18 protein-coding genes and 1 pseudogene are annotated in these 16,309 nt (G+C 69.0%); 9 read left to right on the forward strand and 10 right to left on the reverse strand.

Annotated features, from left to right (window positions below):
- Positions 1 to 359, reverse strand: a 359-nt coding sequence (locus ALMP_RS33005) for a transposase (RefSeq protein WP_264935156.1), incomplete at its 3' end; no start/stop codon positions are given.
- A gap of 194 nt (positions 360 to 553) precedes the next feature.
- Here ALMP_RS33005 and ALMP_RS33010 point away from each other — a divergent pair.
- From ALMP_RS33010 to ALMP_RS44525, 3 genes are all read left to right on the forward strand, one after another.
- Positions 554 to 1,045 (forward strand): GMC oxidoreductase, encoded by a 492-nt coding sequence (locus tag ALMP_RS33010; RefSeq protein ID WP_264935139.1) that lies wholly within the window; start codon positions 554 to 556, stop codon positions 1,043 to 1,045.
- Between the two features lie 78 nt (positions 1,046 to 1,123).
- Complete coding sequence (locus ALMP_RS33015; RefSeq protein WP_264935141.1) at positions 1,124 to 1,480, forward strand: VOC family protein; 357 nt, start codon at positions 1,124 to 1,126, stop codon at positions 1,478 to 1,480.
- A 156-nt stretch (positions 1,481 to 1,636) separates the two neighbouring features.
- On the forward strand, positions 1,637 to 1,780 hold the full coding sequence (locus tag ALMP_RS44525; RefSeq protein WP_375803565.1) for an ArsR family transcriptional regulator: 144 nt from the start codon (positions 1,637 to 1,639) through the stop codon (positions 1,778 to 1,780).
- Positions 1,781 to 2,197: 417 nt separating this feature from the next.
- Here ALMP_RS44525 and ALMP_RS33025 read toward each other — a convergent pair whose 3' ends face one another.
- Positions 2,198 to 3,013 carry an FAD-dependent monooxygenase gene (locus ALMP_RS33025; RefSeq protein ID WP_264935142.1) on the reverse strand — a complete coding sequence of 272 codons (816 nt, stop codon included), beginning with the start codon at positions 3,011 to 3,013 and terminating at the stop codon, positions 2,198 to 2,200.
- Positions 2,895 to 3,797 (reverse strand): FAD-dependent monooxygenase, encoded by a 903-nt coding sequence (locus ALMP_RS33030; RefSeq protein WP_264935143.1) that lies wholly within the window; start codon positions 3,795 to 3,797, stop codon positions 2,895 to 2,897. The genes ALMP_RS33025 and ALMP_RS33030 overlap by 119 nt, the downstream gene beginning before the upstream one ends.
- 219 nt (positions 3,798 to 4,016) lie before the next feature.
- Here ALMP_RS33030 and ALMP_RS33035 point away from each other — a divergent pair, with 219 nt between their 5' ends.
- The 6 genes from ALMP_RS33035 (at position 4,017) to ALMP_RS33060 (ending at position 10,182) form a co-directional block, all read left to right on the forward strand.
- Positions 4,017 to 5,057 (forward strand): AraC family transcriptional regulator, encoded by a 1,041-nt coding sequence (locus ALMP_RS33035; protein WP_264935144.1) that lies wholly within the window; start codon positions 4,017 to 4,019, stop codon positions 5,055 to 5,057.
- 99 nt (positions 5,058 to 5,156) lie between these two features.
- Positions 5,157 to 6,374 carry a CaiB/BaiF CoA transferase family protein gene (locus ALMP_RS33040; RefSeq protein WP_375803561.1) on the forward strand — a complete coding sequence of 406 codons (1,218 nt, stop codon included), beginning with the start codon at positions 5,157 to 5,159 and terminating at the stop codon, positions 6,372 to 6,374.
- Positions 6,364 to 7,365, forward strand: coding sequence for a citryl-CoA lyase (locus tag ALMP_RS33045; RefSeq protein ID WP_264935146.1), 1,002 nt, complete (start codon positions 6,364 to 6,366; stop codon positions 7,363 to 7,365). Before ALMP_RS33040 ends, ALMP_RS33045 begins: the two co-directional genes overlap by 11 nt.
- Complete coding sequence (locus tag ALMP_RS33050) at positions 7,251 to 8,111, forward strand: extradiol ring-cleavage dioxygenase (protein WP_264935160.1); 861 nt, start codon at positions 7,251 to 7,253, stop codon at positions 8,109 to 8,111. The genes ALMP_RS33045 and ALMP_RS33050 overlap by 115 nt, the downstream gene beginning before the upstream one ends.
- On the forward strand, positions 8,108 to 9,130 hold the full coding sequence (locus ALMP_RS33055) for a hypothetical protein (protein WP_264935148.1): 1,023 nt from the start codon (positions 8,108 to 8,110) through the stop codon (positions 9,128 to 9,130). The genes ALMP_RS33050 and ALMP_RS33055 overlap by 4 nt, the downstream gene beginning before the upstream one ends.
- A 92-nt stretch (positions 9,131 to 9,222) precedes the next feature.
- Positions 9,223 to 10,182, forward strand: coding sequence for an amidohydrolase family protein (locus tag ALMP_RS33060; protein WP_264935150.1), 960 nt, complete (start codon positions 9,223 to 9,225; stop codon positions 10,180 to 10,182).
- Between the two features lie 16 nt (positions 10,183 to 10,198).
- Here the strand turns inward: ALMP_RS33060 and ALMP_RS44530 are convergent, their stop codons facing one another.
- From ALMP_RS44530 to ALMP_RS33090, 7 genes and pseudogenes are all read right to left on the reverse strand, one after another.
- The gene (locus tag ALMP_RS44530) at positions 10,199 to 10,471 is read right to left on the reverse strand and encodes a muconolactone Delta-isomerase family protein (protein WP_375803562.1); all 273 of its coding nucleotides are present in this window, start codon (positions 10,469 to 10,471) and stop codon (positions 10,199 to 10,201) included.
- Between the two features lie 285 nt (positions 10,472 to 10,756).
- On the reverse strand, positions 10,757 to 11,878 hold the full coding sequence (locus ALMP_RS44535; RefSeq protein ID WP_375803563.1) for a GMC family oxidoreductase: 1,122 nt from the start codon (positions 11,876 to 11,878) through the stop codon (positions 10,757 to 10,759).
- Positions 11,769 to 12,395 carry a GMC family oxidoreductase N-terminal domain-containing protein gene (locus tag ALMP_RS44540; RefSeq protein ID WP_375803564.1) on the reverse strand — a complete coding sequence of 209 codons (627 nt, stop codon included), beginning with the start codon at positions 12,393 to 12,395 and terminating at the stop codon, positions 11,769 to 11,771. The genes ALMP_RS44535 and ALMP_RS44540 overlap by 110 nt, the downstream gene beginning before the upstream one ends.
- A 424-nt stretch (positions 12,396 to 12,819) precedes the next feature.
- Entirely contained in the window at positions 12,820 to 13,893 is a 1,074-nt protein-coding gene (locus ALMP_RS33075; RefSeq protein WP_264935152.1) for an ISAs1 family transposase, read from the reverse strand.
- Positions 13,894 to 14,134: 241 nt separating this feature from the next.
- Positions 14,135 to 14,893: a DUF899 domain-containing protein gene (locus ALMP_RS33080; protein ID WP_264935153.1), complete on the reverse strand. Its 759-nt coding sequence runs from the start codon at positions 14,891 to 14,893 to the stop codon at positions 14,135 to 14,137.
- Between the two features lie 299 nt (positions 14,894 to 15,192).
- Positions 15,193 to 16,212 carry a 4-hydroxy-2-oxovalerate aldolase gene (gene dmpG, locus ALMP_RS33085; RefSeq protein WP_264935154.1) on the reverse strand — a complete coding sequence of 340 codons (1,020 nt, stop codon included), beginning with the start codon at positions 16,210 to 16,212 and terminating at the stop codon, positions 15,193 to 15,195.
- 2 nt (positions 16,213 to 16,214) lie between these two features.
- Positions 16,215 to 16,309 (reverse strand): annotated as a pseudogene (locus ALMP_RS33090) (acetaldehyde dehydrogenase family protein); the annotation flags it as partial.

Genomic DNA, 16,309 nt, shown 5'->3' on the forward strand with positions numbered 1-16,309 from the left:
TACTGCCTTTGCACGCCGGCAGAGCGGATGCCCTTCTTCAGAAACCCGGTGTCGTCGACGATCAGGACGGCCTCGCGGTCTGCGAGGTGTTCCACGACGTAGTCGCGTACGTCGTCCAGGACCTTGTCGGCGTCCCACTCGATCCGGTTCAGCAGCCGATGGATGCGATCGGGACCCGTGTGCCCGGCCTCCTCCGCAAGCGTCCAGCCGTTCTTCCGCTGCAACGGAGCGATCAGCCCACGCATGTAAGCCAGCGCCGACTGCCGCGGCTCCTCCCGGTTGAACCGGTGCACGAACCGCTCATGCAGAGCACCCAGTTCCCCCGCCCACAACCTGACACCAGCAAGGTCCCCACCCATAACCACACCAACGACCGAACTGGCCAGCAGTCACGGCAAAGACCGTTGCAGTACTAGGAGAAGCCGGCCTCTTCACTCACTCGAAGCCGGGAACTGAAGACGAACCGCCGGACCTGCAGTTCACCTTCGCTCCGATCGTTCTCACAGGCGTTGCTCCCGAGCCCGGCGAAGTGCCGCCGAACGGATTCACACTCATGCCCACGGTCGCACGGCCACGGAGTCGAGGCAGTGTCCGTCTCCGTTCCTCCGACCCGCTCGCGCCGCCCGTGATCGCAACCAATTACCTCGCTGATGAGGAGGATCGCGAGGTTTTGCGGCGCGGCGTTCGTCTGGCATTCGAGATTCTCGGACATGAGCCGCTGAGGTCCCTGGGGTCGGAGATGCTTCAGCCGACTGCCCCGCCGACGAGCGAGAAAGAGGTGGACGCGCTCATCAACGCTTCCCTGATGACGTTCTACCATCCCTCAGGAACGTGCCGGCTGGGCGGGGACGGAGTGGTCGACTCCGACTTGCGTGTGCGGGGCGTTGACGGCCTCAGTGTGGTCGACGCTTCGGTGATTCAGGTGATCCCGTCCGCCAACATCAATGCTGTGGTTATCGCTATCGCTGAGAAAGCCGCCGCCGAGCGGACCGGGACGACCTCTGCACACACTGCGATCGCCGCGAAAGCCGCCTCGGATGCCTGACGGTTAAAGGGGTCGTCACGCGGGATGAACACCTCACCACACCCGACTTAACGAATATCAGAGAGGCAGATGATTGACATGGGTCAGCCGGTAGCGTTCTTCGAAGTGATCAGCACAGATCAAAAGCGGGCGCAGAGGTTCTACGCGGATCTGTTCGACTGGCAGGTCGCCCCGGATCCGACGATGGGTGGCTACGCCCTGGTGGACACCGGCGCCGGCGACGGGGCGATCGTCGGAGGGATCGGCCCGTCGATCGCACCGGGAGACACGGGAGTCAAGGTCTACATGAAGGTCGACGACCTGGACGGTTACCTGGAGAGGGCCGAGGCGCTGGGCGGGAAGAAGGTGGTGCCGCCCACCGACCTGCCGGGCGACCAGAGCCGTTACGCGATTTTCGCGGATCCGGACGGGAATCTTGTCGGCCTGTGGGCCTGACCGACAAACAGAGAATCCAGTTGAGCGACGAGACGCACTGCGCGATGGCCGACACCGCGACGGACGCTGCGACTGACGAGGCGCTGCGGGCACTCGCCGAACCGCGTCGCCGGGCGTCCTGCGTCTCGTCGCCCACGAGAGCGGGCCGCGGGTGAGATTGCCGCAGCGTTCGACGTCACCCGCACCGCGGTCAGCCGGCACCTGACGGTGCTGAAGAACGCCGGTCTGATCAGCGAGCGCCGCGATGGCACCCGGCGGCTCTACCGCGGCCGACCGGAAGGGCGCGACGATCTGCGGTAGTTCCTCGACGAGATATGGGCCGACGTGCTCGACACCGCCCGACGACTTGGCGAGACCGACTCCGGTCTCGCCGACACCGACGAGGTGAGGCATGCCGGCTGACTCGCGTCCGTCGCAGCGAGAAAACTCCTCATGCGAGCCCAACCAGCGGACCGGTATGCGGCGCCCTGTCCATCTGCGGACGAGCCCGCCGACCTGCGGCGTGCGTTCACTCGGCACTGGGCCGAGGTCCTGCACCGGTTCCGAACCTACGTCCAGAGGGGGTCTTCGAAGTTAAGGGGTGTGCGCGTACATGGCAGCCGTCGACGGGAGGGGCGGCGCGGCCCTGTGTCCACGCGACGACCGCCTGGAGCGACCCGGTCCATGGGGCGGCGAGGGGATATGGCCATGTTGCACCGCTTAATGTCGAAGACCCGCTCATCCAGCCAGGGACGTGGGTGCGTGCAGAGCGTCATCGAGGTGGTGGAGCAACGCGGTGAGGTCCTCGGCGTCGGCGGCGGTGCCGTAGACGTAGAAGTCGGGCCGGATCAGCACGGCGACCGCATCGAGCTGCGCCAGCCATGCCGCGTAGGCGCCGGTGGTGTCCACGACCTGTTCCTCACCGGGCACGGCGTCCAGGGCGACCACCTTCCAACCGAGGTCGGCCAGCAGTGCGGTGTCCTGCGGGCGCAGCCGCTCGCACAGTCGCGGGTCGGCCAGCAGCAGTACGCCGCCGGGGCCGACGACGTCGTCGAACAGCCCCTGCCGGGCTCCGCCGTCGACCTCGGCCTGGATGGACAGCAGACCGCCGCCGGCGTCGTCGCGCCGCAGCCCAGCCCCGAGGCGCGGCAGTGGTCGCGGTGGCTGCTCGATGCCGGCGGCGAGATCGGCCTGCATCGTCCTGTCCCGCTCCGCCGCGGCGTCCCGGTCGGCCAGGCATATGACCTCGCCCAGCGCCATCGAGGCATGGATGAAGTGCCGGACGTGCTCGGCGCGTTCGGGTCCGTAACTGTCGAGGATGTCCTCGTCGGCGCGGCCGTCGAGGACCAGTTCCAGTTTCCAGGCGAGGTTGACCGCGTCGCGCAGGCCGCTGCACATGCCCTGGCCGGCGAACGACGGCATGAGGTGCGCGGCGTCACCGGCGAGCAGCAGCCGCCCCTTGCGCCAGGTGTCGCACCAGCGGGCCTGGAAGGTGTAGACGGTGTGCCGTTCGAGCTTGGCGGTCCCCGGGGTGATGCCCCACGGTTCGAGCAACCGGCCACGCGGTCTCCTCTTCGTTGAGTTCCTCGACCGTCTCGGCCGGCAGCCGCATGAACTCGAACCGCCGCCGCCCCGGGCCGCCGGGCACCAAAGTGGTGGGCCGTTCCGGGTCGCACAGCTGCCAGGCCGCCGGGGAGAAGTCGAAGTCCTCCAGCGGGGCGTGCATCAGCAGGTCGATGACCAGCCAGTCGTGGAAGTAGCCCAGATCGGTCACGGTGGAGCCGATCCACGACCGGACGAAACTGTTCGCCCCGTCGGCGCCGATGACGTAGCGGGCGGTGACCGTGCGCCGCTCGTCGGTCGTCGATCTCAACCCCACGGTGACGCCGTCGGCGTCCTCGGTGTGGGCCACGGCCTCCCAGCCACGCAGCACCGTGACCGATTCCAGGGATTCAACGCGCGCGCTGAGGAGCGCCTCCAGGGCGGGCTGGTAGAAGAAGTGGCTGACATGCCAGCCCGACGGCCCCAGGCCACGCCAGTCCAGTCGCAGCAGTGGTCGGCGGTCGGCGGCCCGCCACTCGTAGAACTCGTTGTAAGGGGTGACGACGTCAGTCATCGAGTCCGGCGGGACCCCGACCGACTGGAAGATGCGGCCGACCTCGTCGTCGAAGTGCACCGCCCGGGGCAACGGGTAGGCACGCGGTTGGCGTTCGATCACCACGACGCGCTTGCCGCGCCGGCCCAGCAGCAGGGCCAGAAGCCGGCCCACGGGGCCGTAGCCGATCACCGCCACGTCGGCGTGCAGCCGCTCGGCCACCGCTTCGTCCGTCCCTGTCATAGTGCCTTCCTCACGTTCGTGACGCACACAATGACAGCGACAGTAGGAACAGGTGCGCAGGGCGCCGAGACGCTTCGCGCATGGCCGCGGCCGGTTCACGCATCCCCATCGCCTCGCTCACCGGTTCATGAGACCTCCCTTACGTCCTTCCCGTGACCGCAGGTGGAAGGAAGCGGAGAAATCAGCCAAGTGACCCGCGTGGGAACGAAGAGGTGCCGTATGTACGGTGAAGCGCAGGCCTGGCCGTCCTCGTCCGGCGTACCCGACCTGCCGTACGAGGCATTCCTCGACGCGCCCAACGAGGTCACGGCCCCCGAGTTCGGCCTGTTCCGGGACACCCTCAACCGGCACTTCTACCCGGCGCGGATCGAGGCGCTCGAGCGTCGGCCGGCGTCGTGGCGGCCGCGGATCAGTGCGGTCCACCTCGCGCTGACCACCATCGGCTACGTCCAGCCGGGGACCACGGCCAGCGTCGACCCCGGCGAGCTGCCCGCCTACCACGTGAACGTCGTCCTCACCGGCAAGGTCGTCTCCCGGTGCGGCGACCAGGAGACGCTGGCCTCGCCACGGATGGCGACCGTGTTCAGCCCCGGCCGGCCCACCACGCTGCCCCGGTGGGAAGCAGACGCCACCCAGCTGTCAATCAAGATCACCCGCAACCGGGCCGAGGAGGAGCTGTCCGCCCTGCTGGGCCGGCCGGTCGTCAAGCCCATCGACTTGCACCTGGCGTTTCCCGTCGACGACGGCCCCGGCCGCCGGTGGATGTCGATCCTGTCCGCCCTGCTGCAGTCGGTGAACGTCCCCGGCGACCCGCTGCACGGGCACCACCAGGAACTCCTCGAACGCAGCCTGGTCACCGGCCTGCTGCTGTCCCAGCGGCACTCCTACACCGAACAGCTGCTCGCCCATCCGCACCGTCCCATGCCCCGTGGGGCGCTGGACCGGGTCGTCGAGGAGATCGAGCGCGCTCCCGACCGCCCCTATACCGTCGGAGATCTGGCCCAGCTGTCCGGGATGAGCGCGCGCAGTCTCCAGTACGCCTTCCGCGAGCGCTACCAGATCAGCCCGATGCAGTTCGTGCGCCAGGTGCGGCTCGACCGCGCCCATGACGACCTCGCGCAGGGCGCCGGCTCCGTCGCCGACATCGCCGCGCACTGGGGGTTCACCAACCCCAGCCGCTTCGCGCGCGCCTACCGCGACCGTTTCGGGGAGTTCCCCGCCACCACCCTCAGCACCGCCCGCGATCGCGAACGCCGCTGAGGTCATCCGCCGCCGTCGGATGTGCCTCGACGTTGCGCGAAGCGGCCGCGCCGCTTGCGCAAAGCGGCTGCCCTCGACCCCTCCCTCCCGTGCACGGTGATGCCGGCAGTTGTCCGCACCACCCATGGAGGGGCTTCCGTGAGCGCCGCACCACCATCCGCGGGCCCGCTGAGAGGGCTCGTCGTGGCCGACTTCTCCCGGGTGCTGGCCGGCCCGTACGCCACCATGCTGCTGGCCGACCTGGGCGCCGAGGTGATCAAGGTCGAGGGGCCCGGAGGGGACGACACCCGCAGCTGGGTCCCCCCGGTCCGCGGTGACGTCGCCACCTACTACCTCGCCATCAACCGCAACAAGCGATCGATCACCTTGGACCTGAAGGACCCCGGCGACCTCGCGCTTGCGCACGAACTGTCGGCGCGGGCCGACGTATTCATCCAGAACTTCAAGCCCCGCGGTCTGACCCGCTACGGCCTGGACTACGACACCGTCCGCGCCCGCAACGAGGCGGTCATCTACTGCTCGATCAGCGGCTTCGGCACCGGCCCCGGCGCGAAACTGCCCGGCTATGACCTGCTCGTGCAGGGGATGTCCGGGCTGATGAGCCTGACCGGCGCCGCGGACGGGCCGCCGTTCCGCGCCGGCATCTCCGTCTTCGACGTGATGACCGGACTGCACTCGGCCATCGGCATACTCTCCGCTCTGCATCACCGCGACCTCACCGGCGAGGGCCAGCACGTGGAGACCAACCTGCTGTCCTCCGCGCTCTCCGCGCTGGTCAACCAGACCTCGGCCTATGTCGCCGGCGGCGTCGTCCCCACCCGCATGGGCAACGCGCACCTGAGCCTGTTCCCCTACGAGCCACTGCGCACCGGTGACGGAGAGCTCATCGTCGTGGCCGGCAACGACGGCCAGTTCCGCAAGCTCGCGGCGGCGATCGGCTGCCCGCACCTCGCCGACGATCCGCGCTTCGACAGCGTCGGCAAGCGCAACGACCACCGCGAGGAGCTACGGCCCCTGCTGCTGGAGGCGCTGTCCACGAAGAGCGCGCAGGACTGGTTCGGCATCCTCACCGACGCCGGGCTGCCCTGCGGGCCGATCAACACCGTTGCGGGAGGCGTCCAGCTCGCCGAGGACCTCGGCCTGGAACCGGTCGTGGAGGCCGGCGAACGTGACGACGCCGTACCGACGGTCCGCAACCCCATCCGGCTGTCCCGGACCCCGCCGACCTACCGCCTCCCCCCACCCGCGCTCGACGAGCACGGCACCGACGTCCGCGCCTGGCTCTCCGCCCCACGGGAGGCCGACCGTGACCGATGACACCGACGACCAGGCCCTGATCGAACGCCCGGCGTACCCGACCGCGCTCGGCGCCTCCACCCCTACGACGATCACCCTGCTCGGCACCGACCTGGCCCGGGACGTGATGGGCGAGGTCGGCTTCGGCGAGCTGGCGTTCTGGCTGGCCACCCAGCGGTCGCCCACACCGGGGGAGACCCGGGTGTTCGAGGCGGTCCTCGCCGCGCTGGCCGACCACGGCTTCACCCCGACGGCGATCGTCACGCGGCTGACCTACCTGTCCGCGCCGGACTCCGTCCAAGGTGCCCTCGCCGCCGGGCTGCTCGGTGGTGGCTCCCGCTTCCTGGGGGTCACCGAGGACTGCGGCCGGTTCCTGCACGAGGTCCTCTCCGGCGTGGACGGCCCGCTGCCCACCGACGACGAGGGTTGGGACGCCCTCGCCCTGGAGACCGTACGGGCGCAGCGCACGGCCCGCCGGTTCGTCCCCGGCCTGGGGCACCACGTACACAAGGACGGCGACCCCCGCACCCCACGGCTGCTGCGGATCGCCGCCGAGGAAGACCTTCTCGGGCCGCATCTGTCACTGTTCGCGGCGATCGGCCGGGTGCACCCACAGGCGCTGGGCAGGAAGCTGCCGCTCAACGGCGCCGGAGTCTGCGGCGCGGCCCTGGCCGACCTCGGGCTGCCCCTGGAACTGCTGCGCGGCTTCGCGCTGCTGGCCCGTACCGCCGGCCTGATCGGGCAACTGGCCGAGGAGCTGCGCCACCCGGTGGCGAGCGAGGTCTTCCTGTCGGTGGACCTCAACAACCGGTCCGTCGCCCCGGACCCTTACCTGCCGGACCCCCTCACCCCCCCACGACACCGACGGAGGTCGTCATGGCTGAACTGGCCGCGGTCATCGCGTCCACTCACCACCCCTTCTACTACCGCGCCAGCACCGCCACCGGGGAGGACCGCCCGCCGTACGCCGACGAGTGGGTGGCCAAGATCGAGCGCTTCCGCCAGACACTGACCGCCGCGGAACCCGACGTCCTGGTCATGATCGGCAGCGACCACTTCCATCAGCTGTGGCTGGACAACATGCCGCAGTTCCTGATCGGCAAGGCGCCGGTCTTCGACGCCAACTGGTACAACGAGGAACGCGAGTTCGGCCTGCCCCGGATGCTGCTGAAGGGCGAGGAGGACCTCGCCGCGCATCTCCTGCGCGACGGCCTGGACCGCGATTTCGACCTGGCCTTCTCCAACGAGCTGCGGATCGACCACAGCATCACCTGCCCGATCATCACGCTGCGCCCCGAGGCCGACCTGCAGATCGTGCCGGTATATACCAATATCTTCGCCCCGCCGTTGCCGCAGCCGAAGCGGTTCGTCCAACTCGGCCGGGCGATACGGGAGATGGTCGAGTCCTGGGACAGCGACAAGCGGGTGGCCATCATCGGCACCGGTCACCTCTCGCTGGAGCTGGGCGGCCCGCGCCAGTTCGGCGAGCACGGCCCCGACCCCGAGTTCGACCGCAAGGCCGTGGAGTGGATCGCCTCGGGCGACATCGAGGGCTGCCTGTCCGAGGTGACCCTCGACAGCCTGCATGCCCCGGGCAATGCCACGCACGGGTTCATGGACTTCATGCTGATGATGGGGGTGGCCGGCGAGGGCAGGAAGGCCGACCACGTCGACACCCTCGACCTGTTCCACACGATGGAGGCGTACTTCACCTGGTATCCGGGCGGAGCGCCGCGCGCGGCGGAGGTGACCCGGTGAGCAAGTACCTGCTGAACAAGTTCCTCTACACCGTCGACCGCGACCCGGAACTGGTCGAGCGCTACCGCACCGATCCCGCTGCCACCGTCGAGTGGTGGGAGGCCGAGATGGCCGGAAGGCTGCTCAACTGCATCGACGCCGAGCAGACCACCTGGCTGTCCTTCACCGAGGACGAGCGCGGCGCGCTGCGCCGGCACGACCACGTCGCCCTGTTCGAGATGGGCGCCCACCCGTTCCTCACGCTCACCCTCTTCATTGCCATGTTCGAACGCGACCACGGCCCGCTGGGCGGCGCTGCGGCCGCGGGACAGCCCGCTTCATCTGCTGCGCACCGGGCGTCGGGAGCAGGCGGCATGCGTCGCGGCGCGGTTCGGCCTGCCGGAGCCGCGGCTGCCGACGGACGCCCCGCAGGACCGATTGCTGGGGCCGACATGCTGTTCGCGCGCGGGTTGGCGCAGACAACCGTGCTGCTGTGGCTGATGGCGTTCTGCGGACTGCTGCTGACTTTCGCGCTCGGCACCTGGCTGCCCACCATCATGAAACGGGCGAGTTCTCCTGGATCGGCGCGAGTGCCGGCCTGGGGTGTACCGGCCGACGGCTCGGTCCTCGCCGCGTCGTGGCGGGCGTCTTCCTGGCCGGCGGACGGCCTGCTCGTGATCAGCCGAGGGCCGGCCATGTGGCTGCTGTCTCTGTCCCTGCTGGTCCGCAGACTCGGACTGCTGGGCGTCCAGGCGTTCGTCGACGCCTTCGTCGTCGAGCGCATGCCCGCCGAACTGCGCACCTCGGCGACGGACCGGGCCCTGTCCGTCGGCCGGCTCGGCGGCATCGTGAGCCCCTCCCTCGGCGGCCGGATCCTTGACTCCGGGCTGGACCTGAAGGGGAACTTCTACGTCTTCGCCGCCATCGGCGCAGTCGGCGCCCTGGCCGCGATCTGCGTGCCGCGCCGGGGATCCCGCCGCCCGGAGACCTGGGCGCAGGCGCCTCCCGTGGTCGCACTGCGCCCCGACTCGGCCACCTGAACCACTTCCCTGCCCCCACGACGACGCCCGGACCGTCGGCCCCGCAGACGGCCCGGGCGTCCGGCCCCCTACGAAAGGGAACCAGAACCACCATGCGCAAGATCGCTCTCGAAGAGCACTTCACCACCGCGGCCATGGAGCACTACAGCCTCCCCGGCGCCGCCATGTTCATCCCGGAACAGTGGGAGACCTCCCTGCGGCGGCTGCTCGACTTCACCGAGATCCGGCTGCCCCAGATGGACGAATTCGGCATCGACGTCGAAGTGCTCTCGCTGGTCTCCCCGGGCATCCAGGCAGAGAAGGACACCGCCACGGCGGTACGCAACGCGGCCCTCACCAACGACTTCCTCGCCGAGATCGTGGCCAAGCACCCCAAGCGCTTCGCCGGGTTCGCCGCGCTGGCCCTGCAGGACCCCGATGCCGCCGTGGCCGAACTCGACCGCGCGGTCACCCAGCTCGGCCTGCGCGGCGCGCTCATCAACGGCCACACGCACGGCGACTACCTGGACGCGGAGAAGTTCCTGCCCCTGTGGGAACGGGCCGAAGCGCTCGGCGTCCCGCTCTATCTGCACCCGGCCAACTCCTTCGACACCTGGCACAACCTGCGCGGTCACGAGGAGCTGATCGGCCCGATGTGGAGCTGGGGCGTGGAGACCGCCACGCACGCCCTGCGCATCGTCTTCTCCGGTGTCTTCGACCGCTTCCCCGGCGCCACGCTCGTCCTCGGACACATGGGCGAAAGCCTGCCGGGCATGCTCTGGCGCCTCGACAGCCGCTGGGAGTTCATCAACCGCCGCGGTCTGAAGCTCGGCAAGGAACGGCCCTCGGACTACATCCGCGAGAACATCATGATCACCACGAGCGGGGTGTGCGCGCAGGCGCCCCTGCTGGGCAGCCTGCTCGCCCTGGGCGCCGACCGGATCATGTTCTCCACGGACTATCCCATGGAGGGCAACGCCGAAGCCGTCGCCTTCATCGACAACGCCCCGATCAGCGAGACCGACCGGGCGAAGATCTGCCACCTCAACGCCGAACGCCTGCTGAGACTCTGACACCAACCGGCGATCATCACTCCTGGGGGTGCGTGGCGAGCGCTTCCGCGGTGACGCTCGTCCACTTCCGCATGGGCAGCGAGGTCTGGGCGTCGTGGAGGGCCGCGGGTCCTCGGCCTCGTACAGGCCGACCGTGGCGTTGCGGCCCGGAACCCGCCAGAGTCCCTTGAGCACGCCCGCCTCGCGGCCGTTCCATGGCGCGCTCGCGTTCGCCTCTTCTCAGCTGGTCACGGGCGCTGTCCAGGGTGTGGGCCGGCAGCCGGTTCTCGGTACGGACCAGGAATTCCATTCGGACGTGGCACCACCGCGGCCACCACCCACGACAGACAGGTCCTGCCCGGCATCCACACCCGCCTGGCCCCACGCGAGCTGCTGCCCGCCGAGCACCTGGTCGACGCCGGCTGCACCTCCCTGCCCGACCTCCTCACCCACCGCGGCCCCGCTGACCGTGGCAAGGTTCGTAGCAGTAGCGGTTCCAGCTTCGGACCACGACGCGGCTCGGCACCGGCAGGAGAACTCATGCTGGAGAAGACGGCTTGGCACTCATCCCTGCGAGGCCGCGGCGGTTGCTTGCCTACGGGTTCGACACCCCGCGGATGCAGTCCGCGACGCGCTCCGCGACGGCCACCGTGGGCAGGAACGTGTTGGCGCGGGGGATGGTGGGGAAGATGGATGCGTCCCCGACCCAGAGCCCTTCGACCCCGAGCACCCGCGCCTGGGGATCCACCACCGTGCGAGGGTCGTCGGGCGAGCCCATGCGTGCGGTCCCGCAGATATGGGACATGTCCCCCACTGATGCGAGCAGCCATCGCTCGATCGCCTCGTCGTTCTCCAGCGTAGAGATGTCCGTCCCCGCCGGGTCGATAGCAGCGCTTTCCACGACTTTGCGCATGGGCTCCGTCGCTAGATACTCGCGCACTCGGTGAAACCCGTCGCGCAGCCGAACGAGGTCCGCGCGCTCTTCCAGTTGCCGGTGCTCGATCCGCGGCGCCGCGAAGGGGTCCGTTGACGAGAGTTTGAGTGTGCCTCGAGAGAAGACCTGGTTCAACCAGACGATCGCCAGGCCGAACGGGTTCTCCTCCGCGCCTTGGCTGAGGTTGCCTTGGCTGAGGCCACCCCCGCCCCACGTACCGGTCGCGCGTTCTTCCACGATGGTCTTCTGCACTTCGCGAGACAAGCGCGGCGCCTGGTTGGTCACCGCCATCATCATGTCGTTCTTGCCTCCTTCCTCGTGTCCCGACGAGTAGCGCAAGCAGGTGTTGACGTGGCGCGCGTCTGCTGGGGTCCTCAGTGCGTCGGCTCGGTGACGCAGCCAGACCGTGGCAAGTGGGTGGTCCTGTAGTCCCTCGCCGACGGGAAGCCGAAAACGTGGCGCTTCCGGACCAATGCCCGAGCGAATCAAGATCGCGGGCGAGTGCAGGGCTCCGGCTGCGAGAACGACGCCGTTCGCGTAGGCATTGACAGCGACGCCCTCACGATGGAACCGCACTCCCACGGCCCGGCCCCCTTCTATCAGGACGCGGTCCACCGTCGCTCCAGAAATGACCTCGAGGTTCGAGCGCTCACGCGCCGGCTCCAGGTAAGCGTCATTGGCCGTCACACGTCGGCCATCGCGGATGTTGAGCGGCGTCGGCGAAAGGCCTGTGCCTTTGGGCGAGTTGCTGTCCTCGCACCATGGCTGCCCGCTTCCCAGCACTGTTTCGGCGAACGCCTCGTCGAGGCTGCTCCACTCGTCGCGAGAGGCGAGTCACCGGAATCGGGCCGTTGTCGCCGTGATAGGGCTCTGCGCCGAAGTCGGCGTCGCTCTCCAAGCGGCGGAGGTAGGGAAGCATCTCGTCGTAGGACCAGCCGGCGCACCCTGCTTCCGCCCAGCGATCGTAGTCATCCGGCATGGCGCGCACGGCCGCCAACCCATTGATGAGCGATGAACCGCCCAGGCCGCGACCGCGAAGGTAGGGCCGCGGAGGCTGGGCTCGCGTTCGACGCGCCTCCAGATCCGCCCACTGGAAACGCGCCGCCTCAAGATCCTCGATGGGGCGCCATCCATTGGCACTCCGGATGGCTCCTGGGGCTTCGCCCGGTCGCCAGTCGTCACCTGCCTCGAGAACAAGAACCTGCGTCGTCGAGTCTTCGCTCAGACGGTTGGCCAGGACACAGCCAGCGGACCCGCCGCCGATCACGATGAAATCGGCTTCGATGGACTTAGAAGTCATGGGAAGACAAGCTTTCCGTATTTCTCGGACCCCGAAATTGACATGCAAGCATTCCAGCGCGATTGCGCACTTCTGAGGGTCGGTTGACAAGAGGCACCTGCGTCATCGCGGAGCAAGAGCGCTCCGTCTTCCCAAACACTATGTCAGAAAGATGTTCTGCAAACAAGACTATCTGTGCCACAACTGAAGGTGCCGAGTGTCTTGCCTTGGACAACGACCTGGTCTGGGCCATTCGCATGATCTCGGGGGCGCTTCGGCGCGGTGCTGCCGAGGCCGCGGAGACGCTGCCCGGAGGATCACGCGCCTACCTGGTGCTGGCCGACTTGGTCGGACGGCTGCGGGGTCGAGGGCCGGATGCCGGTGTGCTCACGGTCCGGTGGTGTGGAACGTTCACGGGGAGTCATCGCGCAGGGCGCATGCGTTCTCACCTGCCGGGCTGGATGAGGTCGAGTGCGTGGTCGGGGTGTGACCGGTAGTAGTCAGTGGCTTTGGCGGTGTTGGTCCAGCCGGTGAGGCGGGCCAGGGCGATGGCGAGGTTGCGGAAGGTGGCCATCGCGCGGGGTGCGCTGCCGGTACGGATCTTCGAGGCGTCCTCAGCGAGGGTGGTGTCGCGGACGTGATGGTGGGCCTCGATGTGCCAATGCTCCCGTACGGCCCGGGCGAGTTGAGCGTCGGTCGCGGTGTGCACGGTGTGGGAGGTGACCGCGTAGATTCGCTCGAGCTCGATTTTCCCGGTGCGATTGTCCCGCCGCCGGCGGGTGACCTTGAGGGTCTGGACGGGGTGCGGGAATCGCAGCCGTCGGGGCACCGCGGTGGCTTTGAGGCGACGGATCTCGTCACGGCCGTGAGCCCGTTCGCGGGAGTGGTGGCCGAGCGGGATCTCGGCCCACGGCAGACGCTTGAGGAAGGCGTGAAGTTTCGGGTGGTTGTCTTTGACGATCGCGATGTAGTGCGCGTTCTTGACCTCGACGAGAAAACGGGCGTGGGCGTGCTGGGTGTGCAGCGCGTCGAAGGTGACCGTCCACCCGGCCAGGTCCAGCGGGGCCAGCAGCGGCACGAATGCGGTGATCTCGCCTTTCTTGCCGGGGACCTGACGCTGGTTCAGCGCGGCGCGTTCTCCGTGGGTGACGGCGGCGACCAGGTGCACGGCCCGCCTGGTGACGGTGCGCGAGCCGCGCAGGGTCTTGCCGTCGACTGCGACGGCGCGCAGGTCGTCACTCTCGCCAGGGCCGGTGCAGAACGGGGCGAGCCAGGCACCGATCGCGGCGTCGACGGTGTCACCGTCGAGGCGGGCCAGGACCCGGCCGAGGGTGGTCGCCCGCGGGGCGGCCCGCGGGCCGAGCCGGTCACGGATCTCCTCGGGCAGGTAGGCGGCATGCCTCGCGACTGCGACCAGTGTGGTGGCGCCGGCAAGCACGGCGATCGTGCACAGGGCGAGCAGGGCGCCGAGGCGGTAGCGGCGGCCCTGACGGCGGCGGGGATCCGGCAGAACATCCAAGACGTCGGCCAAGTCCACGAACTGGTCGGCAGAGAGTGATCAGCGATGATGACATGCGGAAGTGGTCCGTGTTGATGAGGCGCCAGACACCTCGATCATCACGGACCGCTTCCTTTCCTTGATCACCGCCCTGGCCTCAACCAAGCGCGATTCCAGAAGTTCCGCGCGTTCACCGGGGTGGACGGTTCGCAGGACACGCAGGGCCCTGACCGCGCCGCCGCGACGGCCGTCGGGCGCGGGTTCACGAGCAACAGCCTGAGCCGCCTGTGCTGGGCTGTCCGCCGTGGAGGTCGTCGTCGTGGCCGGCGGCGATCCGTGCCCATTGCGCAGTCGGCCGTCCGTCCTTGCGGAACTGCTGGCCGAGCGTCTCGTACGGCTGCGGCCAACCGGGCGGGGAGTCCTCCCATGTCTCCTGCCGTCCGTAGACGGTCGTGTCGAGGATGCCGTAGGACGGCGCCATGGGTTCGACGCCGCGTCCGGTGGTCCAGTACGTCTCGTAGACGCGGTCCCCATCGCGGAGGTAGCAAGTCTTCATCCCGAAGTGGCGGCCGGCGACGAGCCGTTCGTGTGACTCGGCGGGTACGGAGTACCAGGGCATGTCCCAGCCCATGAAGCGGCGGTAGCGGTCGGATTCCTCATAGGGGCCCTGGCAGAAGACGGCGAAGGTGACGTCACGCTGGTGCAGATAGGACAGTTCGCGGACTTGGCCGGTGAAGAAGGTGCAGCCCTCACACTGGTCGGCGGCGGTGTGGCCGTCGTGCCACATGTGATACGACACGAACAGCTGGGTGCGGCCCTCGAAAACGTCGATCAGGGGGACGTACCCCTTGCCTCCATCGAGCGGGGCCAACGGGTCCACCTCGGTCATGGGCAGCCGGCGCCGGGCGGCGGCGATCGCATCGCCCTCGCGGGTGTGCGCCTTCTCCCTCACGCGCAGGGCGTCGATCGCGGCCAGCCACTCCCCGCGGGAGACGACCGGCGGCTTGTTCTCAGCAGTCATGTCCATACCGACCCGGCAGCTCGCAAGAACTCATCGGTGGAGCCCGAGCCGGGGGCAGATTGACCACGCACGAACACCGTCACCCGTGACGCGCGGACCTTCTGAAATCTCGCTTAGCGCCCAACAAGGACAGTTCAGAGCATCTCACCACCCGAGAACGCACGAGCCCTGAGTCATCGCGGTCCGCGAGGACTGTCGGCGTCCGGCGGGCCTTCTCCCGCGTCGACCGGTCTCCCTCCCTGTGCATGGGGGAGGAGCCGGTCGTCGACGGCGCACCGGCTCCTCCTCCGCTCCGCGCGTCAGGAAGCGGCTTTCCCCTGCGCGGCCAGATCCAACGCGATGTCGGTGATCATGTCCTCCTGGCCGCCGACCATGCGCCGTCTGCCGGCCTCGACGAGGATGCTGCGGGTGTCCAGGCCGTAGCGTGCGGCGGCGGTCTCGGCGTGGCGCAGGAAGCTGGAGTACACGCCCGCGTAGCCGAGCGTGAGCGTCTCGCGGTCCACCCGTACCTCGCGGTCCTGCAGCGGACGTACGAGATCGTCGGCGGCGTCCATCAGCGGGAACAGGTCGCATCCGTGTTCGATGCCCATCAGGTCGGCGACCGCGATGAAAGCCTCGAGGGGGCAGTTGCCCGCGCCTGCCCCCTGCCCGGCGAGCGAGGCGTCGACGCGTACGGCGCCGCTCTCGACGGCGACGACGGTGTTGGCCACGCCCAGGGCGAGGTTGTGATGGGCGTGGATGCCCAACTCGGTGGCCGGGTCGAGGACGTCACGGTAGGCGCGGAAGCGGTCGCGGACACCGTCCATGGTGAGCCGGCCACCGGAGTCGGTCACGTACACGCAGTGGGCACCGTAGGACTCCATCAGCTTGGCCTGGCGGGCGAGTTCGGCCGGTTCGGCCAGGTGGGACATCATCAGGAAACCGGCGACGTCCATCCCCAGCTCCCGCGCGGCGGTGATGTGCTGGGCGGAGATGTCGGCCTCGGTGCAGTGCGTGGCGACGCGCACCGAGCGGATGCCCAGGGCGTGCGCCTGCTTGAGGTCGTTAACCGTTCCGATGCCGGGCAGCAGCAGAGTCGTGGGGACGGCCCGGCGCACGGCGCCCACCACCGCCTCGATCCACTCCCAGTCCGTGTGGGCGCCGACGCCGTAGTTGACGCTGGAGCCGGACAGCCCGTCGCCGTGGGCGATCTCGATGGCGGCCACCCCGGCGGCGTCCAGGGCGGCGGCGATCGTAGCGGCCTGGTCGACGGTGTAGCGGTGCCGGACAGCGTGCATGCCGTCCCGCAGGGTGACGTCCTGGACGTACAGACGGGTCACCTTCAGGCCACCTCCGTGGCGCGGTAGGCGGCTATGCGTTCCGCGGTGCGCAGCGCGGCCGAGGTCATGATGTCGAGGTTTCCCGCGTAGGCCGGGA

Source organism: Streptomyces sp. A012304 (genome assembly GCF_026008495.1).
Lineage (GTDB): Bacteria > Actinomycetota > Actinomycetes > Streptomycetales > Streptomycetaceae > Streptomyces.

Bases quoted from the DNA above. Each gene is read 5' to 3' on its own strand.
- ALMP_RS33015 (WP_264935141.1), top strand. From the start codon at position 1,124: ATGGGTCAGCCGGTAGCGTTCTTCGAAGTGATCAGCACAGATCAAAAG.
- ALMP_RS33060 (WP_264935150.1), top strand. From the start codon at position 9,223: ATGCGCAAGATCGCTCTCGAAGAGCACTTCACCACCGCGGCCATGGAG.
- ALMP_RS44530 (WP_375803562.1), bottom strand. From the start codon at position 10,471: ATGGAATTCCTGGTCCGTACCGAGAACCGGCTGCCGGCCCACACCCTG.
- ALMP_RS33040 (WP_375803561.1), top strand. From the start codon at position 5,157: ATGCCGGCAGTTGTCCGCACCACCCATGGAGGGGCTTCCGTGAGCGCC.
- ALMP_RS33080 (WP_264935153.1), bottom strand. From the start codon at position 14,893: ATGACTGCTGAGAACAAGCCGCCGGTCGTCTCCCGCGGGGAGTGGCTG.
- ALMP_RS44540 (WP_375803564.1), bottom strand. From the start codon at position 12,395: ATGACTTCTAAGTCCATCGAAGCCGATTTCATCGTGATCGGCGGCGGG.
- ALMP_RS33035 (WP_264935144.1), top strand. From the start codon at position 4,017: ATGTACGGTGAAGCGCAGGCCTGGCCGTCCTCGTCCGGCGTACCCGAC.
- ALMP_RS33010 (WP_264935139.1), top strand. From the start codon at position 554: ATGCCCACGGTCGCACGGCCACGGAGTCGAGGCAGTGTCCGTCTCCGT.
- ALMP_RS33030 (WP_264935143.1), bottom strand. From the start codon at position 3,797: ATGACAGGGACGGACGAAGCGGTGGCCGAGCGGCTGCACGCCGACGTG.